General features: G+C 58.7%; 20 protein-coding genes. 10 read left to right on the top strand and 10 right to left on the bottom strand.

What is annotated here, in order from left to right:
* Positions 1–91: 91 nt before the first annotated feature.
* From ACR0I8_RS11175 to ACR0I8_RS11130, 10 genes are all read left to right on the top strand, one after another.
* Positions 92–1,351, top strand: coding sequence for an ABC transporter substrate-binding protein (locus tag ACR0I8_RS11175; RefSeq protein ID WP_170690547.1), 1,260 nt, complete (start codon positions 92–94; stop codon positions 1,349–1,351).
* A gap of 93 nt (positions 1,352–1,444) precedes the next feature.
* Positions 1,445–2,368, top strand: coding sequence for a carbohydrate ABC transporter permease (locus ACR0I8_RS11170; RefSeq protein WP_170690546.1), 924 nt, complete (start codon positions 1,445–1,447; stop codon positions 2,366–2,368).
* A 1-nt stretch (position 2,369) separates the two neighbouring features.
* Complete coding sequence (locus ACR0I8_RS11165) at positions 2,370–3,218, top strand: carbohydrate ABC transporter permease (protein ID WP_170377452.1); 849 nt, start codon at positions 2,370–2,372, stop codon at positions 3,216–3,218.
* Between the two features lie 22 nt (positions 3,219–3,240).
* Positions 3,241–4,581, top strand: coding sequence for an alpha-glucosidase/alpha-galactosidase (gene melA, locus ACR0I8_RS11160; protein WP_170690544.1), 1,341 nt, complete (start codon positions 3,241–3,243; stop codon positions 4,579–4,581).
* A 55-nt stretch (positions 4,582–4,636) separates the two neighbouring features.
* Positions 4,637–6,346, top strand: coding sequence for an IlvD/Edd family dehydratase (locus ACR0I8_RS11155; RefSeq protein ID WP_170690542.1), 1,710 nt, complete (start codon positions 4,637–4,639; stop codon positions 6,344–6,346).
* Positions 6,346–7,110, top strand: a complete 765-nt coding sequence (locus ACR0I8_RS11150; protein ID WP_170690541.1) for an SDR family oxidoreductase — start codon at positions 6,346–6,348, stop codon at positions 7,108–7,110. The genes ACR0I8_RS11155 and ACR0I8_RS11150 overlap by 1 nt, the downstream gene beginning before the upstream one ends.
* Before the next feature lie 4 nt (positions 7,111–7,114).
* On the top strand, positions 7,115–8,008 hold the full coding sequence (locus ACR0I8_RS11145) for a 2-dehydro-3-deoxygalactonokinase (protein ID WP_170690539.1): 894 nt from the start codon (positions 7,115–7,117) through the stop codon (positions 8,006–8,008).
* The gene (locus ACR0I8_RS11140) at positions 8,005–8,610 is read left to right on the top strand and encodes a 2-dehydro-3-deoxy-6-phosphogalactonate aldolase (protein WP_170377442.1); all 606 of its coding nucleotides are present in this window, start codon (positions 8,005–8,007) and stop codon (positions 8,608–8,610) included. Before ACR0I8_RS11145 ends, ACR0I8_RS11140 begins: the two co-directional genes overlap by 4 nt.
* Positions 8,607–9,467, top strand: coding sequence for an SMP-30/gluconolactonase/LRE family protein (locus ACR0I8_RS11135; protein ID WP_170377440.1), 861 nt, complete (start codon positions 8,607–8,609; stop codon positions 9,465–9,467). The genes ACR0I8_RS11140 and ACR0I8_RS11135 overlap by 4 nt, the downstream gene beginning before the upstream one ends.
* On the top strand, positions 9,464–11,380 hold the full coding sequence (locus ACR0I8_RS11130; RefSeq protein ID WP_170690538.1) for a beta-galactosidase: 1,917 nt from the start codon (positions 9,464–9,466) through the stop codon (positions 11,378–11,380). The genes ACR0I8_RS11135 and ACR0I8_RS11130 overlap by 4 nt, the downstream gene beginning before the upstream one ends.
* A 10-nt stretch (positions 11,381–11,390) precedes the next feature.
* Here the strand turns inward: ACR0I8_RS11130 and ACR0I8_RS11125 are convergent, their stop codons facing one another.
* The 10 genes from ACR0I8_RS11125 to ACR0I8_RS11080 form a co-directional block, all read right to left on the bottom strand.
* A complete protein-coding gene (locus tag ACR0I8_RS11125) occupies positions 11,391–13,352 on the bottom strand; it encodes a beta-galactosidase (protein WP_480703157.1) in 1,962 nt (653 codons plus the stop codon).
* Positions 13,349–14,995, bottom strand: coding sequence for an amino acid ABC transporter permease (locus ACR0I8_RS11120; protein ID WP_170690534.1), 1,647 nt, complete (start codon positions 14,993–14,995; stop codon positions 13,349–13,351). The genes ACR0I8_RS11125 and ACR0I8_RS11120 overlap by 4 nt, the downstream gene beginning before the upstream one ends.
* A gap of 65 nt (positions 14,996–15,060) precedes the next feature.
* Positions 15,061–15,810, bottom strand: a complete 750-nt coding sequence (locus ACR0I8_RS11115; RefSeq protein ID WP_419740815.1) for a basic amino acid ABC transporter substrate-binding protein — start codon at positions 15,808–15,810, stop codon at positions 15,061–15,063.
* 27 nt (positions 15,811–15,837) lie between these two features.
* The gene (locus ACR0I8_RS11110) at positions 15,838–16,878 is read right to left on the bottom strand and encodes a LacI family transcriptional regulator (RefSeq protein ID WP_170690533.1); all 1,041 of its coding nucleotides are present in this window, start codon (positions 16,876–16,878) and stop codon (positions 15,838–15,840) included.
* Entirely contained in the window at positions 16,879–17,625 is a 747-nt protein-coding gene (locus tag ACR0I8_RS11105) for a sugar phosphate isomerase/epimerase family protein (protein WP_170690532.1), read from the bottom strand.
* An 80-nt stretch (positions 17,626–17,705) separates the two neighbouring features.
* Positions 17,706–18,788 carry an ABC transporter ATP-binding protein gene (locus ACR0I8_RS11100; RefSeq protein ID WP_480703155.1) on the bottom strand — a complete coding sequence of 361 codons (1,083 nt, stop codon included), beginning with the start codon at positions 18,786–18,788 and terminating at the stop codon, positions 17,706–17,708.
* 3 nt (positions 18,789–18,791) lie between these two features.
* The gene (locus tag ACR0I8_RS11095; protein ID WP_170690530.1) at positions 18,792–20,447 is read right to left on the bottom strand and encodes an alpha-amylase family glycosyl hydrolase; all 1,656 of its coding nucleotides are present in this window, start codon (positions 20,445–20,447) and stop codon (positions 18,792–18,794) included.
* Between the two features lie 9 nt (positions 20,448–20,456).
* Entirely contained in the window at positions 20,457–21,605 is a 1,149-nt protein-coding gene (locus ACR0I8_RS11090) for a carbohydrate ABC transporter permease (RefSeq protein ID WP_170690529.1), read from the bottom strand.
* Between the two features lie 4 nt (positions 21,606–21,609).
* Positions 21,610–22,617 (bottom strand): carbohydrate ABC transporter permease, encoded by a 1,008-nt coding sequence (locus tag ACR0I8_RS11085; RefSeq protein ID WP_170377422.1) that lies wholly within the window; start codon positions 22,615–22,617, stop codon positions 21,610–21,612.
* Between the two features lie 55 nt (positions 22,618–22,672).
* Positions 22,673–24,031: an ABC transporter substrate-binding protein gene (locus ACR0I8_RS11080; RefSeq protein WP_170640099.1), complete on the bottom strand. Its 1,359-nt coding sequence runs from the start codon at positions 24,029–24,031 to the stop codon at positions 22,673–22,675.
* Positions 24,032–24,063 lie beyond the last annotated feature (32 nt).

Below are 24,063 nucleotides of genomic sequence, written 5' to 3'. Positions count from 1 at the left end.
TGACAAGACTAGCCGAGTCGATGTGTAGTTTTCAATATATAAAACACGGTTTCATTATTTGGAACTAAAATGGAAGCTAAGGGAGGACACCATGCATTCCATGTTCAAGCGCACCGCTGCCGCACTGGCGGCGAGTGTGGCACTAGCTGCACCCGTTGCCGCCGAACTGACCGGCGAACTGCGCATCTTTCTTGACACCTCGAACCCGGCGCCACGTGCGACGATGGAAGCGATGATCGAACAGTTTCAGGCCCAGCACCCGGATCTGGCCATTGAAACCACAGTGATCGACCGCGAGGCGTATAAGACGCAGATCCGCAACTTCCTGACGGCTGATACTCCGGATGTTGCTACATGGTATGCCGCAAACCGCATGAAGCCTTATGTTGAGGCGGGTCTGTTCGAAGATGTTTCGGACCTATGGGCCGAACCTGAGATCGCCGAAAACCTAGCCTCGACCAAAGGCGCGATGACCCTCGATGGCAAGCAGTGGGGCGTGCCCTATACCTACTATCAGTGGGGTGTCTACTACCGCAAAGACATCTTTGACGAACTGGGCTTGACTGAGCCGACCACCTGGGAAGAAGAGCTGGCGAACTGCCAGAAGATCATCGATTCGGGCCGTGCCTGCTATACCATCGGGACCAAGTTCCTGTGGACCGCCGGTGGCTGGTTCGACTATCTGAACATGCGCACCAACGGGTTCGACTTCCACAACCAGCTCGCCAATGGCGAAATCAGCTGGGAAGACGACCGGGTCAAGCAGACCTTCGCCAACTGGAAACAGCTGGTCGACATGGGTGCTTTCATTGACAACCACCAGACCTATAGCTGGCAGGAAGCCCTGCCCTTCATGGTGAACGGAGACGCCGCCGCCTATCTGATGGGTAACTTTGCTGTTGCGCCTCTGCGCGAAGCGGGTCTGACCGACGATCAGTTGGACTTCTACCAGTTCGTCGCGATCAACCCTGATGTTGAACTGGCCGAGGACGCCCCGACCGATACGTTCCACATCCCGGCCAACGCTTCGAACAAGGAAGCCGCGCGCGAGTTCCTGCGCTTCATCGTGTCTCCAGACGTTCAGACCGAAATCAACAACGGTTCCAACCTGGGCCAGCTTCCGGTCAACGCACAATCCTCGGTGGATGACGACAAGTTCCTGCAGCAAGGTTTCACCATGCTGTCCTCGAACAGCCCCGGCGGTGTCGCCCAGTTCTGGGATCGTGACGCTCCGGCGGAAATGGCCAAGGTCTCGATGGAAGGCTTCCAGGAATTCATGGTCAAGCCCGACAATCTGGACAAAATCCTGGCCAAGCTGGAACGCGCTCGTAGCCGTATCTACGACAACTGATCTGGCAGGGGCCGGGTAAAAAACCCGGCCTACGCCTTCCTCAAATGCAAGGCGAGCTTCAACTCGCCTTCGCCCCCAGATCCGAGATAGCCCATGTCAGCCGTCGACACACCGGAACAGGAAAGCTGGTTCCATCGCAACCAACAACGCATCGCGCCCTGGCTCTTCCTTGCGCCGGGCCTGTTGTTCTTCATGGTCTATGTGATCATCCCGGTCTTTCAGTCCTTTAACCTGTCACTCTACGAATGGGATGGGCTGGGCGCTGCGGAATATGTTGGGTTCCGCAACTACGAGGACCTGTACTGGGAGTGGGTGGACCGCGATGCGTTCTATGTCTCGCTCAAGAACAACCTGATCTGGTTGATCCTGTACCTGGCAGCGATCCCGGCGGGCCTGTTCATCGCCCTGTTCCTGAACCAGACGGTCTGGGGCATTCGACTCTACAAGTCTCTGTTTTTCTTTCCGTTCGTGATCTCTCAAGTCGTTGTCGGACTGGTCTTCACATGGTTTTACGACCCGACATTCGGGCTACTGAACGAATTCCTGGGTTTCTTCGGTCTTGGTCCGCTGAATGTACTGGGGGATGAAAAACTGGTCACATACGGCATCATCGTCGCCGGGCTGTGGCCGCAAACGGCCTATTGCATGATCCTGTATCTGACCGGCCTGAACGCCGTGGACCCCGAACAGATTGAGGCCGGACGTTTGGACGGCGCAAAAGGTGGACGGATGCTGTGGCACATCATCCTGCCGCAACTGCGCCCGGCGACGTTTATCGCCTTTGTCGTGACGATCATTGGCGCTCTGCGGTCCTTCGACCTGATCTCAATCATGACGCAGGGCGGGCCTTTCGGGTCGTCCCGCGTGCTGGCCTACTACATGTTTGAGGTCGCCCTGTCTGAATACGGCTTCCGCATGGGATATGGCGCCGCCATCGCTGTGATCCTGTTCCTCATCATGCTGTGCTTCATCGCCTACTTCCTGTGGTCGATGTACCGCGAAGAAAGGGGGCACTGAGATGTTTCCCAAACCCATCGAAAAACAACCCCGCGCGGCGCAGATCACCTATCAGGCCATGCTGCCCATTGCCCTGCTGCTGTGGCTCGGTCCCTTGCTTGCTGTCGCCCTGTTTTCAATCAAGCCTGAGGCGGATTTCACCAACGCAAACTACTGGGGCTTGCCATCCCGCTTTGAGGGCGCGGTTAATTACGGGCAGGTCTTCTTCAACTCGGACATGCCGCGATATCTGCTGAACTCGTTCATGATCACAATCCCAACGGTGATCGGGGCAGTTGCGCTCAGCTGCATGACAGGGTTCGCGCTGGGGATCTACAAATTCAAGTCTAACCTGTGGATCTTCTTCATGTTCGTGGCGGGCAACTTTGTCCCGTTCCAGATCCTTATGGTTCCGGTCCGCGACCTGACTTTGGAGCTTGGCCTCTACAATACAAAAACCGGCCTAGTTCTGTTCCATATCGCGTTCCAGACTGGGTTCTGTACACTGTTCATGCGAAACTTCATCCGCGCGTTGCCTTTTGAGCTGATCGAAGCTGCCCGCGTTGAGGGTATCAGCGAGGTCCGTATCTTCTGGTACGTGGTCCTGCCCCTGATGAAACCCGCCATCGCGGCGCTAAGCGTGCTGATCTTCACCTTCATCTGGAATGACTATTTCTGGGCCGTGGTCCTTACCCAAGGAGCTGAAAGTCAGCCTGTGACGGCCGGAATCACCAGCTTCAACGCTCAGTACCGCGCGGCATATCAACTGATGAGCGCGGGCTCCCTCGTTGCCGCCTTACCGCCTGTGGCCATGTTCTTCCTGATGCAGAAACACTTCATCGCGGGTTTGACCCTTGGAGCTGTTAAATAACGCCAAACGAGAGTTTTGCAAAATGACCAAAATCACCTTTATCGGCGCGGGTTCCACGATCTTCATGCGCAATATCGTGGGCGATGCGCTGCTGACCCCTGCGCTTGCCGACAGCCATTTCGCGCTTATGGATATCGACCCGCAGCGTCTGGCCGAAAGCGAAACCGTAGCGCGGGCCATGATCCGTTCGATCGGCACCGGAGCAACCGTGACCACCCACACCGACCGCCGCGCGGCGTTGGAGGGGGCTGATTTCGTCATCACCGCCTTTCAGGTCGGCGGGTATGAACCCTGCACGGTGACGGATTTCGAGATCCCCAAGCAATACGGGTTGCGCCAGACAATTGCAGACACGCTCGGGATCGGAGGGATAATGCGCGGGCTGCGCACCGTCCCAGTACTGTGGGGCGTGGCACAGGATATGATGCAGCTCTGCCCCAACGCGACGCTGTTGCAATATGTGAACCCGATGGCGATCAACACCTGGGCTCTGGCCGAGCAATTCCCGGACCTGAAACATGTCGGCCTGTGCCATTCGGTCCAGAATACAGTCGAAGAACTTGCCCATGATCTGGACCTGCCCAAGGATGAGATCCGCTACAAGGTCGCAGGCGTGAACCATGTGGCTTTCTTCCTGCGGCTGGATCATCAGGGCCGCGACCTGTATCCCGCCTTGCGCCGGGGCTATGCCCATGGTTCTCTGCCGAAACCACCTCTGTTGATGCCACGCTGCCCCAATAAGGTGCGGTACGAGGTGATGGAACACTTGGGCTACTTCTGCACCGAGAGTTCGGAACATCTGGCAGAATATGTGCCGTGGTTCATCAAGGGCGGGCGGCAAGACCTGATTGAGCAGTTCTCGATCCCGCTGGATGAATACCCAACCCGCTGTGTCGAGCAGGTCGCGGATTGGAAAGAACAGGCTAAGACACTGACAGACGGGCGCGATGTCTCGGTTATTCGCAGCCACGAATTCGCAGCGGATCTGATGAATGCCGTCGTCACGGACACGCCCTATACGGCCTATGGAAACCTGCCCAATACGGGTCAGATCCCGCAATTGCCCTTGGGCGCTGCGGTGGAAACCCCGTGTCTGGTCGATTCAAACGGCGTTCAGCCCTCGGTCGTTACCGACATCCCGCCGCAACTGGTGGCGCTGATGCGCACGCAGATCAACGTGCAAGAGCTAACCGTCCGGGCGCTGACCGAGCAAAACGCCGAATACATTTACCATGCCGCCATGATGGATCCGCATACCGCGGCCGAACTGGACCTGCGCCAAATCCGCAGCCTTGTCACGGACCTTCTGACCGCGCATTCGGACTGGCTGCCCGACTGGTGCCGCCCACTTCGCGCCGCATGATCTTCAATTCATCACGAACCTCAATTCCAGCCCAAGCCAAAGAACCAAAGCCAGAATGACAAAGAAACGCCGCTCATTTCATTGGTACGGAAAACTCGACAAAGACGGGTTCATCCACCGTTCCTGGATGAAAAACCAAGGCTTCCCTGACCACGCCTTTGACGGGCGCCCCATCATTGGCATCTGCAACACGTGGTCTGAACTGACGCCCTGCAACTCAGGCTTGCGAGATCTGGCCGAAGGCGTGAAGCGCGGTGTGTGGGAGGCTGGGGGCTTCCCGGTCGAATTCCCGGTCATGTCGCTGGGCGAGACCCAGATGAAGCCCACCGCCATGCTGTTCCGCAATCTGCTGGCCATGGATGTTGAGGAATCCATCCGCGCCTACGGCATTGACGGCGTTGTTCTGCTGGGCGGGTGTGACAAGACCACGCCGGGGCAGCTGATGGGCGCGGCCTCGGTCGATCTGCCCTCAATCGTTGTCAGTTCCGGGCCGATGCTGAACGGCAAGTTCAAGGGCAAGGATATCGGATCGGGCACCGATGTCTGGAAGTTCTCGGAAGAGGTCCGCGCAGGCGAAATGACGCTGCAGGATTTCATGAAAGCTGAATCCGGCATGTCACGCAGCGCCGGAGTTTGTATGACGATGGGTACGGCCTCAACCATGGCCTCGCTGGTCGAAGCGATGGGCATGTCCCTGCCCACCAACGCCGCGCTGCCCGCGGTTGACGCCCGCCGCATGGCACTGGCACACCTGACCGGCAAGCGGATTGTCGAGATGGTGGACGAAGACCTCAAGCCCTCGGACATCCTGACCAAAGAAGCGTTCGAGAATGCCATTCTGGCAAACGCCGCCGTAGGTGGCTCGACCAACGCCGTGGTTCACTTGCTAGCGCTGGCAGGTCGAGTTGGCGTCGATCTGACGCTGAAGGACTTTGAAATCGGCTCTGAGATTCCGTTGCTGGTCAACTGCATGCCGTCTGGGAAATATCTGATGGAGGATTTCTGCTACGCGGGCGGCGTGCCTGTGGTTCTGAATGAAATCAAGTCCTTCCTGCGCCCTGCGAAAACGGTTCTGAACAAGGATATCTCGGCCCACTACGACGGGGCAGAGTGCTACAATCGCGACGTGATCCTCCCCTTCGATGACCCGGTGAAACCCGCGGCTGGCCTGCGTGTTCTGCACGGCAATCTGGCGCCGAACGGGGCGATCGTAAAACCTTCGGCGGCAACGGATGAACTGCTGGAAACCGAAGCCGAAGCCTTTGTTTTCGAAAGCATAGAAGACCTGAAAGCCAATATCGACCGCGAAGACCTGCCTGTGACGCCCGAGACCATTCTGGTTCTCAAAGGGTGCGGACCCAAGGGTTATCCCGGCATGCCCGAGGTCGGCAACATGCCGGTCCCGGCGAAACTGGTGAAAGAAGGCGTGCGCGACATGATCCGCATTTCGGACGCGCGCATGTCCGGCACAGCCTTCGGTACAGTCATCCTGCATGTCAGCCCCGAGGCGCAGGCCGGTGGCACATTGGCACTGGTCAAGACCGGCGACCGCATCCGCGTCTCAGCCAGTAAGGGAGAGCTTGAGCTGCTGGTTGACTACACGGAACTCGACACCCGCCGCGCGGCTTGGCAGCCGGAGGCGCCGCATTACACGCGCGGTTACGCCCGACTTTACATCGACCACGTGCTGCAAGCCGATCAGGGCGCTGACCTTGATTTCCTTGTCGGCAAAGACACACGCCTCGTTACAAGAGAGAGCCACTAATGGACCAACCTGCTGTATTCCAGGACCTCAAAGGGGCCTCAGTCTATATCACTGGCGGCGGCTCGGGCGTTGGCGCTTCGCTGACCGACGGGTTCATGGCGCAGGGGGCCAACGTGGCCTTTATCGGCCGCTCGGACGCAAGCGCCTTCGTGGAAGAAATGCGTGTTAAACACGGTCGCGCGCCCCTGTTCATGCAAGGCGATATGACCGACACGGAACTGTTGCACGCCACAATGCAGAAGGCCGCCGAGGCCCATGGACCGATCAAAGTGCTGGTCAATAACGCCGCCAACGATCAGCGCCACTCTCTGGAAGAGACGACCTCTGAATTCTGGGACTGGATGATTGAGGTTAACCTGAAGGCCTACTACTTCGCTTGTCAGGAAGCCGCACGCCAGATGGAGAATGGTGGCTCGATCATCAATTTCAGCTCGATTAGCTACATGATGGGCAACGCAGGCTATCCGATCTATACCACCTCTAACGCCGGCATCACCGGCATGACCCGCTCGCTGGCGCGTGAGCTTGGACCGAAAGGCATCCGCGTCAACGCGTTGGCCCCAGGTTGGGTTCTCACGCAAAAGCAGATGGACATGTGGGCCACGCCCGAAGATTTGGCGGCACATTTGGATCGCCAATGCCTTAAAGAACATCTAAAGCCCGACGACATGATCGGACCCACCTTGTTTCTGGCCTCAGACGCCAGCCGCGCCATGACCGGACAATGCATGGTTGCTGATGGTGGCGTCGTGGTAACGGGGTAGAGTTATGAAACCAGAATGGATCGCAGCGGACTGGGGCACCTCGCACTTGCGCGTCTGGGCGATGGAGGCGTCGACCCCTATTGATCACGCCCAGTCAGACATGGGCATGGCGCGCGTCTCCAAAGGCGGGTTTGAGGACGCCCTGTTGGCATTGATCGAGGGCTGGTTGAGTGCAGCGCCTTTGGACGTCGTCGCCTGCGGCATGGTCGGTGCCCGCCAAGGATGGGTCGAAGCGCCCTATGCTGCAGTTCCAACCGCGCCTGTGCAGGGCGTTCCGATCCGCGTGCCAGCTACCGACCCTCGGATCCGCGCCTTTGTCGTGCCTGGTTTGAAACAGGTGTCCCCGCCTGATGTGATGCGCGGCGAAGAAACGCAGATCGCGGGATTTCTGGATACACATCCCAACTGGGACGGCGTGATCTGCTTGCCCGGCACCCATACGAAATGGGTGCAGGTCAGCGCGAATGAGGTCGTCAGCTTCCGCACCTTCATGACCGGAGAGTTGTTCAACCTGTTGCGCAGTCAATCGGTCCTTCGGCACTCGGTAAGTGAAGGCTGGGACGAGGCCGCGTTTGCTGAGGCCGTCGAGGATACTCTGTCCAAACCCGAACAGCTTGCCGCCCGTCTATTCAGCCTGCGTGCCGCAGATTTGCTGCATGGGCAGGATGGCAGCACGGCCCGCGCGCGTCTGTCCGGGCTATTGATTGGGGCCGAACTTGCGGCCTCACGCCCCTATTGGCTGGGTCAGCAGATCGCGATCATCGGGGCCGAGGGGCTATCGGCCGCCTACGCGCAAGCGCTGCAACCGCAAGGCGCGTTTGTCGAGATGGCCGACGCCACCACATCCACTCTGGCCGGGTTGAACAAAGCTCGCAATATGACAAGAGAAACCGTATGAGCCGCCCTATCATTGCCATTCTGCGAGGGTTGACCCCCTCGCACGCCGAGAAAGTCGGTCGACTTCTGATCGAAACCGGGATCGACCGGATCGAGGTGCCGCTGAACTCTCCGGATCCTCTTGAGAGCATCGGGATTCTGGTCGAGGCGTTCGGCGATCGCGCCCTGATCGGCGCGGGCACGGTGTTGACACCCGAACAGGTTGAGGCCGTGCGGGATGTGGGCGGCAAGCTGATTGTCTCGCCCAATGCCGATCCTGATGTGATCCGGCGCAGCCGTGAACTGGGGCTGCAATCCTGGCCGGGCATCTTCACCCCGACCGAGGCCTTTTCGGCCCTCAAAGCGGGTGCAACCGGTTTGAAGCTGTTCCCCGGTTCCTTGGCAGGCCCCGCAGGTCTGTCTGCTTTGCGGGCGGTCTTGCCAGAAGGCACGCAGGTCTTCGCGGTTGGCGGCGCGGGCACAGACAACTTCGACGAATGGATCGCAGCCAGCGCGGACGGGTTCGGCATCGGGTCGGCACTGTTCAAGCCCGACATGGAGATCGCGGAAATCTCGGAACGAGCCATCCGGATCGTAGCCGCCTATGACGAGGCCGTTGCATGAGCGTCACTTTCGACGACCGCCCGTGTATGCTGGGCGAAGGCCCCCTCTGGCATCCCGAGCGGAAGCAGTTGTTCTGGTTCGACATCCTCGGCAAACGCCTTCTGACCCGTGAAGGCGAGGCGCAGAAAAGCTGGGATTTCGACGAATATGTCTCGGCCGCAGGCTGGGTGGACCGTGATACTTTGCTGATGGCCTCGGAAAGCGGTTTGTGGAGACTTTCGCTCACAACGGGTGAGAAATCACTGGTTGCCCCGCTCGAGGCTGACAATCCTGTCACCCGCTCGAATGATGGCCGCGCCGATCCGTGGGGCGGGTTCTGGATCGGGACGATGGGCAAAAGCGCGGAACCTGGTGCTGGTTCAATCTACCGGTACTACAAGGGCGAGTTGCGCCGTCTGGTGCCGGGTATCACCATCTCAAACGCGATCTGCTTCGCTCCGGACCGGTCCTCCGCCTTCTACGCTGACACCGCAAGACGACAGGTGATGCGGTGGGGTCTGAACTCCGAAACAGGCTGGCCCGAAGGAGAGCCTTCGGTCTTTCTGGATCTGAACGAAGACGGTTTGAACCCGGATGGCGCGGTGGTTGATACCGCCGGGAACATCTGGATCGCTCAATGGGGCGCGAGCCGGGTCGCGGCCTATGATCAGGCGGGCCAGTTCCTGTGCGCAGTCACCATTGACGCCGCCCATACATCCTGCCCCGCCTTTGGCGGAGACGACCTGACGACGCTGCTCTGCACAACCGCCCGCCAAGGGCTGAGCGCGGAAACGCTTGAAACACAACCCACGAACGGAATGACCTTTGCCGAGCCGAACGCAGGCCAGGGTCAACCGGAACACAGAGTCCTTCTATGACCCCCGAACTTGGCGTTTGCTATTACCCCGAACACTGGCCCGAGGCTGTTTGGGCCGAAGATGCCGCGCGCATGGTCGAAACAGGCCTGAGCTGGGTACGCATCGGCGAATTCGCCTGGAGCCGGTTGGAACCCTCGCCCGGAGATCTGCAATTCGACTGGCTTGATCGCGCGGTCGAGGTATTGGGATCGGCCGGTTTGAAGGTGGTTATGGGGACACCCACAGCGACGCCTCCGCGCTGGATGCTGGACAAACACCCCGATATGCTGGCCGTCGACGCCCAAGGTCAGCCGCGTAAATTCGGGTCGCGTCGGCACTATTGCTTCAGCCATGCGGGCTATGTCGACGAGTGCGTCCGCATCGCCCGGATCTTTGGCGAACGCTACGGCCACAATCCGCATGTGGCGGCTTGGCAAATCGACAATGAATATGGCTGCCACGACACCACGATCAGCTACAGCGCCCCTGCGCTCGCAGCGTTTCGGCGGTGGTTGGCGGATCAATATGGCAGTATCGACGCCCTGAACGAGGCTTGGGGCAATGTGTTCTGGTCGATGGAATACGACCACTTTGACCAAATCGACCTGCCAAACCTGACTGTGACCGAGCCGAACCCGGCCCATGTTCTGGCCTTACGACGCTTCAGCTCGGATCAGGTGGTGGCCTTCAACAAGGCTCAGGCCAATGTGTTGCGCCCGCTGACCGATGCACCGCTGTCGCATAACTACATGGGACGTGTGCTTGAGTTCGACCATTTCGATGTCGGTGCGGACCTCGATATCGCTACCTGGGACAGCTACCCGATCGGCTTCTTGTCGGACCGGTTGGAGGATGACGCCAAACACAGGGCCAAATTCCTGCAACAGGGCGATCCGGATATGCAGGGCTTTCACCATGACCTCTATCGCGCAGTTGGCCGTGGTCGTTGGTGGGTGATGGAGCAACAGCCCGGCCCTGTGAACTGGGCCCCTTACAACCCCGCCCCCCTGCCCGGCATGGTCCGGCTGTGGTCGCTTGAGGCCGTCGCCCACGGGGCCGAGGTGGTGAGCTATTTCCGCTGGCGCCAAGCACCATTTGCGCAAGAGCAGATGCACGCCGGATTGCTGACACCAGACAGCCGCGCGGCCCCCGGTCTGGCCGAGGCGCGCCAGACGGCGGACGAACTGAAGGCCATCGGTCCGGTGCACCAGAAACAGGCGCAGGTTGCGATCCTGTTCGACTATGCCTCAGATTGGGCGTGGACCACGCAGCCGCAGGGCGCAGGTTTTGACTATTTCCGGCTGGTATTCTCGGCCTATCGCGCTCTGCGTCGGGCCGGGCTGTCGGTAGATATCGTTTCACCTCAGGACCTGCCGAAAGGTTACGAGGTGATCCTTGCGCCAGGGCTGGCCACAATTGATGCCGAGTTGGAAGCGCGTTTGGCAGAGGCCTGCGACCTTGCCATCATTGGCCCGCGCAGCGGCGCAATCACCCGCGATTTTCAGATCCCACTGTCAGGTCGCCCCGGCCTTGATGCGGTCGTTTGCCATGTCGATCTGGTTGAAACCTTGCCGCCGAGTGTCAAACGCCCGGTCGTCGGGGGCGGAGCCGCGCAGCACTGGCTCGACCGTCTGTCGGGAGACGGAGCGGACCTATTGCAGTTTGAGGATGGTACCCCTGCTGTGAAAACGGGGGACGGAATTTGGTATCTGGCGGGTTTCCCCGACGAGGCGCTCTGGGATCGTCTCATCGGACTGGCGGCGCACCACACCAGCCTAACGCTGCAGCCGATGCCCGAGGGCCTGCGGCTTCGGGAATCAGCCGCGCATACGTTTCTTATCAACTACAATGCCGATCCAGTTGAATGGAACGGACACACCATTGCGGGCTGCGACGTTGTAATCCTCGAAAACAGCGCGTCCTCGGAGGGTTGATACGGGTGCGCTATTCCGTCCAGATCGCAAGATTGTGAGGGGCGACCGGGTCTTCTCCGACCAGAAGAGAGCGCTTTGAGTTCTCAGACAGCGGTTGATCTTGATCGCCGAAATTGAAGGCAAAGCGCAGGTCCCCGCGTCGGGTGAGCCTCAAATCTTGATGCGTTTCGGTGACCTGCAGCCCCGCCCAATCCAACACGTCGCGCAGAATGTTCTGCAACAACGCGCCGCTCGGGACCATCGCAAGATAGGTCGTTCTGTCCGAGCGAGTGACCGCCGGGCTGCCATTCTGATATCGACTGACGAATTGGCCGATAACATCTTCACTTGTCTCGATAATTTCGCGCCATCCCGTGAATGGCCGCGGGTTTTGCTCGCCCAACTGCACGGCTTCATCCGCAAGATCGGGCAAGGACTCGACTCGTAAAACGCGAACACCTGTCAAATCACTCAACACTCCCGGCGCGAGGCTATCCGGGCTGTGCATATCTGGCGTCTTGCTACCCGACCGCGCCCCGATCAACAGTTTCGCTGACGTCGCCTGAAGTCTTGAGGCCAAGTCGTCGCTGACAATCATGCTCTGCGGCAAAACGATCAAGGCATAGCCATCGAGGTCGTCCTCCGGCCCAACAAAATCCAGATCGACACCGAAACCGCGCAGGGCCGCGTACCAGTCTCGCAGGATGTTCGTGTTGGGAAATGCATCATCATGCGGCAGGATATCTGCCGCCCAGATCGACGTATAGTCGATCAGCATTGCAACTTGGGCCTTCTGCCTTTTGGCCGGCGGCAAAGCCGCGCGATCCTTCACCACATGCGCCAGCTCGACCGCTGCCTGATCCGGGCTGCCGTCAGATCGTAAAAGCGCGGTGTGGAACTGTTCCTGAGCAAACCTCGCCTGCCGCCAGCGAAAGAACATCACCGCCTGCGCGCCATGGGCATAGGCTGCCCAGGTCCACAGCCGGACTGCTCCATCTGCGGGTGACGGGTTCTTTTCTGCCCAATCGACGGGACCTGGTTGCTGCTCTAGCACCCACATGCGCCCGCGTCCCTGCGAACGATAGAGATCGCAGTGAAACCCCTGATAATCCGGTGCCCCGGTTCGCAAGTAGCGGTGCTTGTCCTGATCAGACAGGGACGATCCCAGCAGATTGCCCAGCGGGTAACTGTCGAAGCCAACGATATCCAGATCGGCGGCTACCGCGTGGTGATCGTACTCGAAACTGCTCGCCATGAAGTTATGCGTGATGTCCCTGCCCGGAGAATGCGCCCGAAGAATATCCACCTGAGCCTTGTTGAACAGTCGGACCCGGTCCGAGGAATAACGCGCAAAATCCAAAGATTGCGTCGGGTTCGCGGCCGCGACCAAGCCGTTTGGTAGCTCGATTTGGTCAAAACTTGAATACTGCGTGCCCCAGAAGACAGTACCCCATCTCTGATTCAACTCCTCAATCGCGCCATAGCGCTTTTGCAGCCACCGACGAAAGCCGCTGCGGGCAGAGTTGGAGAAGCTGAGGACAGTGTCGTGGTCATTGTATTCGTTGTCGATCTGCCACGCGTGAACATGCGGGTTTTGCCCATAGCGCCGGGCATATTCGGTTGCGATCCGTTTGGACTCCTCCAGATAGACATCGCTGGAGAAGCAATAGTGCCGGCGCGATCCGAAGCCGCGCACGCGACCGTCAGGGCCGACGGGCAAAATCTCCGGGTACTCGTCGATCAGCCATTTGGGTGGCGAAGCCGTTGGAGTAGACATCATGACCCGCAGGCCAGCCTCACCCAATATCCCGATCACCTCATCCAACCAACCCCACTCGAAGTGACCGCGCCGGGGCTCGATCAGGCCCCAGGTGAACTCTGCAATCCGCACCCAATCGAGGCCCATTTCGACCATACGCGCAGCATCGTCTCGCCATTGGGACGGCTCCCATTGCTCGGGGTAGTAGCAAACCCCCAGTTCAAGTTTGCTCATCTGGTGTCCTTCGCGGTTCGCCGCTCGATCCATTTCAGGAAGCTGGCGCAGCCCAGAGTGATCACGACATAGAGGATCGCCGCTGTGTTAAAGGGTGCAAATGGCAGGAAGCTGGAGGCCTGAAACTCGCGCATGCGTTGGGTCATGTCGCGCACAGACAGGATCGACAGCAGAGAGGTGTCTTTGATCATCGCGATGAACTCATTGCCCAGGGGCGGTGTCACGATCCGCAAGGCTTGCGGCAGTACGATCAGCCGCGCGGTTTGCCAGCGCGACAGGCCCAGAGAGCTGCCAGCCTCGAGCTGGCCTTTGGGTATAGCTTCGATGCCGGATCGGAAAATCTCGGCCATATAGGCGGAATACCCAACCGAAATGGCGATGATCCCGCGGGTCATGTTGGTCATGTCGATACCACCGCCGGTGGCATCCTTGACCGCGCCTGCCAGAGGAAGGCCAATATAGAGGATGATCACCAGCATCGGAATTCCGCGGATCGTGTCCACGAAAAACTCGGCCCCGACCGCAAGTGGGTGCAGTTTGTGCTGAGCCCCACCCACCGTCAGTGTAAGCAAAAGGAAACCGAAAACGGCAAAGGCCAGACCCGGGTTTCGGAACTTGTCCGGCAGAAAGCTGGTTTGCCAGATCACCGGATAGCCCTGCGTATGGGCCTCAACCGGAACAAACGCGCCCGAGACGCTGTCGACGGTCTCAATCTGTTCCAATGCGGATGCAGCGTCCGGGGCGCTCCGGATTCGGACTTGCTGATCGCCGCCGCCTTCGAATTCGCCGAAGCGGATCACATCGGCCTGCGCCTGAGGGGTACCGCGCACAATGGCAATACGGCCCTCGGTATTGCCGACAAGGACATAGCTGACTTTGGGCTGCATGAAGAAAAAGGTGGATACTGCAAGCAACGCTAGACTGATCGCGCCATAGACCATCGTTGTCCGGGCCTTTGGCTTGAATGACTGAAGCCCGACCCAGATCAGGCCAAGGATCGCTGCGAAGATATAGGCAAAGATCGCCGCGCGGAACGTGATGGCGACGCCTGTTGCGAACTGCCAATGGGCCATAAACATCAGGTAGAACAGCGCGGCGCCCGTCAGAATTTCGAACCCAAGCTGCACGCGTCCGCGCAAAGGTTTCGCCAAACGGATAGAGATCAGGCATAGCGCGACGATCACGGCATAGACCGCTAGAAGGATCTGCAGGCCGCTTTGAACTTGTGCCACTACTTCGGGAAACAGAACCCAGGTTTGGTTGGAGCGGTCAATCAGGGTCGAGGTATTCTCGCTGAGCGCATGAAAGAAGACGGACTCGGCAAAGGGCATCAGGACATCCGGGGCAACAAAAGCCAGAATGGACAGGCCAACCGCCGCCGGAAACGCCACCAAAGCGGAAATCCGAAGCCATGCGGGCGCTTGCGCTTCGAACCGGGTGTGGCGGGCGCAAAGATAACCGAGGATCGCCGTCGCAAGGACCAGCAGGAACCCCACGAATATCGGCCCCGCATTGTTGCCGATCCCCAGAATGGCGACCAGAGATCGCAGGTATTTGGATGAGGTGGCAAACAGATAGATGATAAACGGCGCGGCTGCGAGCAACACGAGGTTGCTCGGGCGGATCGAGCTGAGGCGCGACATGGGGTTCTCCGCTAAGTCAAAGCCCCGGCGGCAGAACCCGCCGGGGCTGGAAGGGGTTCAAAGGATCAGTTGGTGCCCCAGTATTTGGCTTTCAGCTCATCCAAAGTGCCGTCTTGCTGAATTGCGGCTAGACCTTCGTTGATCGCATCGACGGTCGGATCGCCTTCCTGAAACACGATGCCCAGAGGGTCGGATTGCAGACCCGTTATGCCCACGGTCAGCTCGCCCGCGAACTCTTGCTCATACGCGGTGGCGGAAGTTCCGTCGATAATCACACCTTCGACGTCGGCGTTCTGCAACGCCAAAATGGCGGCTGAGAAGTTGTCATAGAGGCTGACATTCTCGCGCCCGACCAGCTCTTCCGCCAGTTGCGCGTTGGTTGTTCCGGTTTGAGCGGCCAGTTTCAGACCTCCGGCTTTGAAGTCATCCAAGGTCGTGTCGCCCTTGTCGACTTGCAATAGGATGGCCTGGCTGACCACAATATACGGCTCTGAGAAATCCATGGTCTCTTCCCGTTCAGGCGTGATCGAAACACCCGAGATGACCAGATCGAACTCACCTTGCTGAAGGGCTGCGAAGATGCCGTCCCACGCGGTGTTGACGAAATTCGGCACGCAGTTCACGCGCTCGCAAATGGCGTTCATCACGTCGACGTCAAAGCCCACAATCTCGCCCGTTGTCTCATCGACGGTCTCCATCGGCGGATAGGTTGCATCTGTTCCGATCTTCAGAACGCGTCCTTCCAAATCGGCGGCAAAAGCGGCCGGGACCGTCATCGTGGCAACGGCTGCAGCGGCAAGTAGATGTTTGAACATGTTCGGATTCTCCTTTGTTGGGTCAGGTCAGATCGCCGGGTTCGGCGGAGGTGTGTCAGGTTGCCGCTCGATTAACGTGGCCCTGATCTTCTTTTGAATTTCAGACGGATCGGCCCCGTCCAGTGATTTTAACATGAACGCGCCCAGCAACCGGCTGGTCTTGTCAATCGGCACGTAATAGGCACTGGGCGCCGGTACGAAATACTTGCTGAGTTGGAGGTCATCGGTCGAAATGACCACAACATCGCGCCCGACCCTGATGCCATCTTCGGCGGCGGCTGACAAAACGCCCAATGTCATCGCCTCGTTGGCGCAGATGATGCCGGTCGGGCGGTCTGCGCGTTGCATCAGGCTGCGAAAAGCCTCTTGGCCGCTTTGCGCCGTTGTGGGGCCGTTGTAGATCAGATAGGGTTGAACGGGCACGCCCGCCGTCTGTAGTGCGGCGGCATAGCCAGTCTGACGCTGTCCAGTGTAAACCAATTCGGCGGGTGGATTGATGAGAGCAATTCGTCGATGACCTAAACGCAACAGCCGCTCTGTCGCGTCGCGCGCCGCGCTTTTGCTATCGAAATCGACATAGGGATGAGGTTCAGAACTGTCGCTCATGCCATAGGTTACAAAGGGGAAATTCTGGTTTTGTAGATAGGCGATACGCGGGTCGTTATGTCGAGTGCCCGAAAAGATCACCCCATCCGCCGAGCGTTCCTGTACGATCGCGCGTAGGGCGGCCATCGCGTCGTCCAAATCGGCCACGCTGCACACGCTCAGCTCATAGCGTGACCCCTGCAATGCGGTTGAGATACCAGCCACAATTCGGGTGAATTCTACGCCCTCCCACTCCTCGGTGGCGTCGGTGGAGACGCCCACTAGTACCGCGATCCGGTAGGATTTGTTCGTGCGAAGCTTCAGCCCGGCAAGGTTCACTTTGTAACCCTGCTCCAAGGCCACTTTCTGTATCTCTTCACGGGTTTCGCGTTTGACCGAGTCCTCTCCGCGAAGTGCATTGGATACGGTCCCGACGGAGTAGCCTGTCTGCTTGGCGATAGACTTGATCGTTGCGCGGGCCATCTAGATACGACCTTTCAAAAGGTCGGTCAGAAAGCGCCTGCCTGTTGTAAGCGCCGTCGCCGGGCTCGGCGACTCGTCATGCTCAACGAAAAGATCCGAACAGGCCGTTCGATCCAGCGCGTTAAGAACCGCGCTCCAGTCTATGTCGCCCTGCCCTAAATCCCGCCACCTAGCGTCGCCCTTTTGGCTGGAATCCACGTCCTTAGCATGCACTGAGACCACACGGTCGGCATAGCGCTCAATCATCTCAACCGGGTCCAGGTAGGCCGCCCCTAGCCAACCGATATCGGGCTGCCAAAAGACGTTTCCCTTCTCCATGATCATCTCCAACGGCGTCTGCGAGGGGTACCCGACCAGGTCGAAATCGTGGTTGTGATAGGCCAGCCGAACGCCCGAGCCTGACAGTTGCGCAGCCAATTGTGATAACTGGCCCGACACAGCCTTCCATCCCTCGGCAGTGTCGGGCCGCGCCTCTGGTGCCAGCCAAGGCATGACGGCAACCGGGCACTCCAATCGTTCCAGAAGGTCCTGAATTTCGGGTAAACGCCCCTCGAACTCTTCCCAGTCGAAATGCGCCGAACGCACCCGTAGGCCCGATTGCGCAACGATCCGGGCCATCTGAGGCGCCGTCAGGTCGTGCAACCCAGTCGTTTCGACATCTGCATAGCCACAGGCCACCGCCAATTGCAGTTGATCGCCTAGATCACCACAATTCCGGACAGTATATAGCTGCGCAGAAACCCGCATTTACCACCATTGAAACGTTTCAATAATGGTTGAACGGGGTTGTATGAGTTGTCAAGCGGCTTGAAGCCGCGCGCGCTGAATCACTTGCGCATAGACAGGCCGTTATGGAACAGGCGCACTTTTTTCGGTCGTGCTGTGACCGAAACCTGCTGCCCGCGAAGGTTTCTTTGAATACCAGGCAGTTTGGCGATGACCTGATCCGCGTCGTTGGATTTGGCAAAATAGAGTAGAGTCACCTCACCCAATGCTTCGGTGAAATCAACCTCACCGCTCAGGAGCGGGTCGCTATCCGTCAAAGTGAAATCTTCGGGCCGGACGCCGATGCTTACCTGCTTGCCTTCATCCTCGGGCCCGGTCGGGATCGAGGAAATCGCTGAGCCTCCGCCCTCCAAAGCTATCGTCGTCATCTGTCCAGTGCCTGTGATAGTTCCGGGTAACAGGTTCATTGAAGGCGAGCCGATGAATTGGGCCACGAACTCATTGTCCGGGGTTTCATACAGCTCAAGCGGGGTGCCAACCTGGGCAATACCTTTGTTGGCCAGCACAACGATGCGGCTGGCCAAGGTCATCGCTTCGACCTGATCATGGGTCACATAGATCATGGTGCTGTCGGGCATCGCCTCTTTGAGGCGCGCAATCTCAATCCGCGTGGCGACGCGCAGCGCTGCATCGAGATTCGAGAGCGGCTCATCAAACAGATAGACCTTGGGGTCTCGCACAATCGCTCGCCCGATCGCGACGCGCTGGCGCTGACCACCAGAAAGGGCTTTGGGTAGGCGATCAAGATATGGGTCCAATTGCAGAATTTGAGCCGCGCGCTCAACAGCAGCGTCAATCTCTGCGGCGGGTCGCTTGGCGATCTTAAGCGCAAAAGACATATTCTCGCGCACGGTCAAATGCGGGTAGAGGGCATAGGACTGGAACACCATCGCGATGCCGCGCTGCGCGGGCGGCACGTCGTTCATGACCTGACCTTCGATCTCCAGCGTGCCGCCTGTGATCTTCTCCAGCCCCGCAATCATCCGGAGCAGAGTGGATTTTCCGCATCCGGACGGGCCGACAAAGACGATCAGCTCGCCTTGTTCGATATCCAGATCAATGTGCTTCAGAACATCGACTGGGCCATAGGATTTCGCCACATCTGTGAGTTTGAGTTCTGACATGACTTACCCCTTGTCCCTGCGCATCAGGCAGAATTCGGCAGGTTGCAGCGTGACGCGACCTTCACCCGTGACACTGCCAATGTCCTCACCAATTGCCTGCCAGCTGCCCGAGGGCAGATCGACCTGCCCCGCGTCGCGCCCCAGATTAAAGGCGCAGAACACGTCCTCGCTGGTGTTTTCGCGGCGGAACATCAGGATCGGGCCGACTTGCACCATCTCTGATTGCGCGCCCGCAGCCAGCGCCGGATGCGCATGTCGCAGAGCAATCGCGCGGCGATAGTGATGCAGCATGGATTGGTCGTCCGCCTCCATACGATCAACCGCACGTTCGGACTGCTCGGCGCTGACAGGTAACCATGGCTCGCCGGTGCTAAAGCCCGATTGTTCGGCCTGAGTTGCCCAGACCATCGGCGTCCGACACCCGTCGCGGCCTTTGAACTCCGGCCAGAACTCAACGCCATAGGGGTCTTGCAGGCGTTCGAAAGGCACGTCGGCCTCGGGCAGGCCCAGTTCCTCGCCTTGATACAGACAGGCCGAACCGCGTAGGCACATCATCAGAACCGCGTGTTGGCGCGTTGCTGCATCGCTGAGGTTCCAGCGGGAGGCATGGCGTTGAACATCATGGTTCGAGAACGCCCAACAAGGCCAAGCATCTCCGGCCTTGGCCTGAAGCTGGTCGAACACTTGTTTCGCGTAAGCTGCTGTCAGCGCGCGTTTTTCCAGGAACTCGAACGCGTAACACATGTGCATACGCGCGTCGCCCGAGGTGTATTCCCCTATTATCTCAAGCCCGCGCTGCGCGTCACCGACCTCACCCAGACAGGCGCGTCCTTCGAATTCGTTTGTCAGCGCCCTCAGTCGTTCAAGGAAGGTGATGTTTTCCGGCTGACTTTTGGAATAGAGGTGGTTCTGGTGGTTATACGGGTTCACTGCGGGCGCAATCGAGGCATTGCGTTCCTCAACCGGCAGCGCGGGGTTATCGCGCAATTGCTTGTCGTGGAAATAGAAGTTGATCGTGTCCAGGCGGAAACCATCGACCCCCATCTCGAGCCAGAACCGGGCCACATCCAGCAGCGCGTCCTGAACCTCTTCGCAGTGGAAGTTCAGGTCCGGCTGCGAGGTCAGAAAGTTGTGCAAGTAGTATTGCAGGCGGCGCGGGTCCCACTGCCAGGCAGACCCCCCAAAAATTGACAACCAGTTGTTCGGCGGCGTCCCATCCGGTTTGGGGTCGGCCCAGACGTACCAATCGGACTTCGGGTTGTCCGTTGACGCGCGGCTTTCGGTAAACCACGGGTGTTGATCCGATGTATGTGACAACACCAGATCAATCATCACTTTCAGACCCTTTGCGTGGGCCTGATCCAGTAGCTCTTGGAAATCCTCAAGCGAGCCGAACATCGGATCGACATCACGATAATCGCTCACGTCATAGCCGAAATCCTTCATCGGCGACTTGAAGAAAGGCGAAATCCAGATCGCATCGACGCCGAGCGAGGCGATATAGTCGAGCCGTTGGGTGATACCCTTCAGATCTCCAATCCCATCGCCATTGCTGTCCTGAAAGCTGCGCGGATATATCTGGTAGATCACGCCGCCGCGCCACCACTCGGATGTCGCTTTGGTTGAGTTCGAAAGCTCTACGGTGTTTTGCACGTTCATCAGACGCCTCTATTTGACGGATCCGGCCAACAGGCCCCGGACCAGGTATTTTTGCATTGCGAAGAACACGACCAGCGGCACAAAGATCGACACAAAAGCCGCCGTCGCGAGGATTTCCCAGTTGCCGCCTCGTGTGCCCAAAAGCTCGACGATGCGGTTTGTCATAACTGTGGTCTGGCCGGTCGCATCGATCAGGAAGACCTTAGCGACCAGCAGGTCGTTCCATGTCCACAGGAACTGAAAGATCGCGAAAGAGGCCAGCGCCGGGAAGCTGAGCGGCAGGATCAGTTTGGTGAAGATTTGAAACTCGGTCGCGCCATCGACACGGGCGTTCTCGATCAGATCCCGAGGCAACCCGGCCATGTAGTTACGCAGCAGGTAAATCGCCAGTGGCATACCAAAGCCAGTATGGGCCAGCCAGACGCCCAGATAGCCTTTCCCGATCCCGATGTTCAGGTGGAATTTCAACAGCGGGATCAGCGCCAATTGCAAGGGCACAACCAACAGTCCAACGACGGCCGCGATCAGCAGTGCACGGCCCGGAAACTCCATCCACGCCAGCGCATATGCTGCGAATGCCGCAACGAGGATCGGGATGATCGTCGCTGGTATCGTCACCGTCAACGTGTTGAAGAAGGCTTTGGCCATACTGTCCGAACTGCTCTGATCCAGCAGGACTTTTCGATAGTTGTCCAAGGTGAACTCGGGCGGCAATTCGGCCGTGACGAACACGCGCGCGCCTCGGTTTCCGGTGAACTCCTCGGTGTTCTCCATCCTGTAGGCGCCGTCCGCATCAACAGTGATCGTGCCCCCTCGACGCAGCTCGGCCGTGTCGCCGGGGACAAAGGCATCAACCTCACGGGCACTGATACCCCAGTTCGAGATCTTGACCTGCTCGTCATCCCCGAAAAGCTGGCCTTCGATCACGTAAAGGCCATTCTCCAGCACCTGTTTATCAGGTGCAGCACTGCGCAGGGTCAGGTTCTGCTCGGACGGAAAGATCGACCGCCACCAGCCACTTCCCGAGATCTGATCCGCAGTCCGGAAAGATGAAATCAGCAGGCCGAGGGTCGGAATCACCCAAAGCACCACCAGAAAGACAACCGAGGCATGGACGACCCAGCGCAGTGCCGGTTTGGTTCCTGCAATATCGCTCATGGCCTCACTCCATTTCCTTGCGCGCATTGCGCACGTTCCAGATCAAGATCGGAGTGACCAGCAACATGATCACCATGGCCGAGGCCGACCCCACCCCCCAATCATTGGCGCGGAACAGCTTGTCGTACATGTAGTTGGCCAGCACCTGCGTCTCCCATTGACCGTTGGTCATGGCAAAGACGATGTCGAAGACCTTGAGAACGGTGATCGTGATCGTCGTCCAGACCACCAGAATGGTGGTCTTGATTTGAGGCACTTTGATCTTGAAGAAAATCTGGAACGGGTTTGCCCCGTCCAGAATAGCGGCCTCGACCGTTTCCTCGGGGATGCCACGTAAGGCCGCCGATAGGATCACCATGGCAAATCCGGTCTGAATCCAGACCAAAACGATCATCAGAAAGAAACTGTTCCAGAACGGAACGGTCAGCCATGTCTGCGGTTCAGTCCCGCCGAAGAAGATGTACAGGGCGTTAAGAATACCGATCTGATCCTGTTCCGCCGGCCGCGCGTCATAGACCAGTTTCCAGATCACCGATGCCCCCACGAAGGAAATCGCCATCGGCATGAAGATCAGCGATTTGGCAAAATTGCCCCAGCGGATACGATCGGTCAGCTGCGCTACGAGCAGACCAAAACCCGTTGACATCGCGGGCACCACGATCAGCCAGAACATGTTGTTGCGCATGGCTTCCCAGAATTTCGGCTCTGCCGCCATCTGGGTGTAGTTGTCCAGACCAACCCATCTGTACCCGCCGCCAGGCACGCGCTCCGTGAGTGAAAGGCGCAGCGTCTCAACCACCGGATAAGCCAGATAGAGGCCAAGCGCCGCCAGCGCAGGGAACAGGAACAGCCAGGGCCGGATCATGTTCGCGCGGTTGATATTGCGCCCTGCGTTCGGCCCGCGCGGCGGGAACAGGACTTTGTCCAGAAATTGGTTCGAGAGGTAGAAGTAGCCCACGCAACCCGACACACCGATGATGATGGTCAGCAGGCCCTGAAGTGCCGGTGTCATGATGCCCTCGTCGGTTTGGAAACGGGGCAGCCGCATAGCCGCCCCATAACGTCAGTTACTTCGCGGCATCCCACGACGACTGGATTTCACCCGCAACAGTGGCCGCGTCCTTCGCGCCCGAGGAATAGTCGACCATGCCGGTCCAGAACGTCCCCGCGCCGACCGCACCCGGCATCAAATCTGAGCCGTCAAACCGGAACGTGGTGGCGTTGGTCAGAATCTCACCCTGACCGCGTTGGGTGTCATTGGCATAGTTCTCGGGGTTTGCCCCCAGATGCGGCGTCAGGAACCCGTCCTGAGACATCATGATCTCGTGCGCGAACGGGGTCTTTAGGAACTCCATGAACACTTCAGTCGCAGGGCTTGGGTTCGTGATGGTGAACAAGGTGCCAGCGCCCAGAACCGGTGTGCCCAGATCCTTCTCAGCGTAAGCCGGGAAATAGAAGAAATCGGCGTCCACGCCCAGCTCTGTCCCTTCCGGGAAATAGGCCGGTATGAACGAGGCCTGGCGGTGCATCATGCAGGCAGGCGGGCTGTCAAACAGGCCCTTAGGGCTGTCACGGAAATCGATTGCAGCCGTGTCATCTGCGTTCCCAACCACATAGTCGTCATTGCGGGTAAAGCTACCATATTCCTCGATCGCGGCAATCACGCGCGGATCGTCGAACTTCATCTCATTCGATACCCACTGGTCATAAACCTCAGGTGGTTGCGTGCGCAGCATCAGGTCCTCAACCCAATCCGTCGCAGGCCAACCCGTCGCGCCACCGGATGCGAGGCCGACGCACAGCGGGGTCTCACCGTCTTCGACCATCTGATCCATAAGCGCTTTGAACTCTTCCATGGTCTCAGGGACCTCGTAGCCGAAGTCCTCGAAGTTCTCAGGGATGAACCAAACCAGAGACTTGACGTTCACGTTGAAGAAGAAGCCGTAGAAATCCTTGGCTCCGTCTGCGTTCTCAAAAGTTCCCAGATCGACCCAGGACTGACCGGCTGCGAAATTGTTCTTGATCCAGTCCGCCGATCCATCGGCAAGCGGCGTCAGATAGCCGTTTTTGGCCATGTTCGCAGCAAGGCCGGGTTGCGGGAAAACCGTCAGGTTTGGCGCTGATCCGGCTGCTGCGTCGATCAAAATCTGCTGTTCCAGCGAGTCGGAGCCGACATAGCTGGAGTTTGCGCCTGTTGCCTCATCGAAATAGGCGACCAGATTTTCGAAGGACTGCCCTTCACCCGCAAGCCAGGGGCCGAAAATAGTCAGGTCCTGACCGCTTAGATCATGAGCGTCTGCAAAAGCCTGGAACCCATCCCAGTCAAAGCCGCCCTCTCCAACGGGGTGGATCATTTGACCCTGTGCGTGAACAGCCCCGGCAGTCAGGGCAAACGTGGCCACACCTGCGTACAGCGTGCGTTTCATGAAATCTCCTCCCAATACTCTCCAGCGCCTTC

Source organism: Ruegeria sp. BG9 (assembly GCF_056538305.1).
This window is presented reverse-complemented; position numbering and strand designations above follow the sequence as displayed.

What these genes read in the sequence shown, in the direction of transcription:
- ACR0I8_RS11140 (WP_170377442.1), top strand. Translation starts at nt 8,005, where the DNA reads ATGAGCCGCCCTATCATTGCCATTCTGCGAGGGTTGACCCCCTCGCAC.
- ACR0I8_RS11110 (WP_170690533.1), bottom strand. Translation starts at nt 16,878, where the DNA reads ATGGCCCGCGCAACGATCAAGTCTATCGCCAAGCAGACAGGCTACTCC.
- ACR0I8_RS11080 (WP_170640099.1), bottom strand. Translation starts at nt 24,031, where the DNA reads ATGAAACGCACGCTGTACGCAGGTGTGGCCACGTTTGCCCTGACTGCC.
- ACR0I8_RS11095 (WP_170690530.1), bottom strand. Translation starts at nt 20,447, where the DNA reads ATGAACGTGCAAAACACCGTAGAGCTTTCGAACTCAACCAAAGCGACA.
- ACR0I8_RS11145 (WP_170690539.1), top strand. Translation starts at nt 7,115, where the DNA reads ATGAAACCAGAATGGATCGCAGCGGACTGGGGCACCTCGCACTTGCGC.
- ACR0I8_RS11105 (WP_170690532.1), bottom strand. Translation starts at nt 17,625, where the DNA reads ATGCGGGTTTCTGCGCAGCTATATACTGTCCGGAATTGTGGTGATCTA.
- ACR0I8_RS11115 (WP_419740815.1), bottom strand. Translation starts at nt 15,810, where the DNA reads ATGTTCAAACATCTACTTGCCGCTGCAGCCGTTGCCACGATGACGGTC.
- ACR0I8_RS11150 (WP_170690541.1), top strand. Translation starts at nt 6,346, where the DNA reads ATGGACCAACCTGCTGTATTCCAGGACCTCAAAGGGGCCTCAGTCTAT.
- ACR0I8_RS11165 (WP_170377452.1), top strand. Translation starts at nt 2,370, where the DNA reads ATGTTTCCCAAACCCATCGAAAAACAACCCCGCGCGGCGCAGATCACC.
- ACR0I8_RS11135 (WP_170377440.1), top strand. Translation starts at nt 8,607, where the DNA reads ATGAGCGTCACTTTCGACGACCGCCCGTGTATGCTGGGCGAAGGCCCC.
- ACR0I8_RS11120 (WP_170690534.1), bottom strand. Translation starts at nt 14,995, where the DNA reads ATGTCGCGCCTCAGCTCGATCCGCCCGAGCAACCTCGTGTTGCTCGCA.
- ACR0I8_RS11090 (WP_170690529.1), bottom strand. Translation starts at nt 21,605, where the DNA reads ATGAGCGATATTGCAGGAACCAAACCGGCACTGCGCTGGGTCGTCCAT.
- ACR0I8_RS11175 (WP_170690547.1), top strand. Translation starts at nt 92, where the DNA reads ATGCATTCCATGTTCAAGCGCACCGCTGCCGCACTGGCGGCGAGTGTG.
- melA (WP_170690544.1), top strand. Translation starts at nt 3,241, where the DNA reads ATGACCAAAATCACCTTTATCGGCGCGGGTTCCACGATCTTCATGCGC.
- ACR0I8_RS11170 (WP_170690546.1), top strand. Translation starts at nt 1,445, where the DNA reads ATGTCAGCCGTCGACACACCGGAACAGGAAAGCTGGTTCCATCGCAAC.
- ACR0I8_RS11130 (WP_170690538.1), top strand. Translation starts at nt 9,464, where the DNA reads ATGACCCCCGAACTTGGCGTTTGCTATTACCCCGAACACTGGCCCGAG.
- ACR0I8_RS11155 (WP_170690542.1), top strand. Translation starts at nt 4,637, where the DNA reads ATGACAAAGAAACGCCGCTCATTTCATTGGTACGGAAAACTCGACAAA.
- ACR0I8_RS11085 (WP_170377422.1), bottom strand. Translation starts at nt 22,617, where the DNA reads ATGACACCGGCACTTCAGGGCCTGCTGACCATCATCATCGGTGTGTCG.
- ACR0I8_RS11100 (WP_480703155.1), bottom strand. Translation starts at nt 18,788, where the DNA reads ATGTCAGAACTCAAACTCACAGATGTGGCGAAATCCTATGGCCCAGTC.
- ACR0I8_RS11125 (WP_480703157.1), bottom strand. Translation starts at nt 13,352, where the DNA reads ATGAGCAAACTTGAACTGGGGGTTTGCTACTACCCCGAGCAATGGGAG.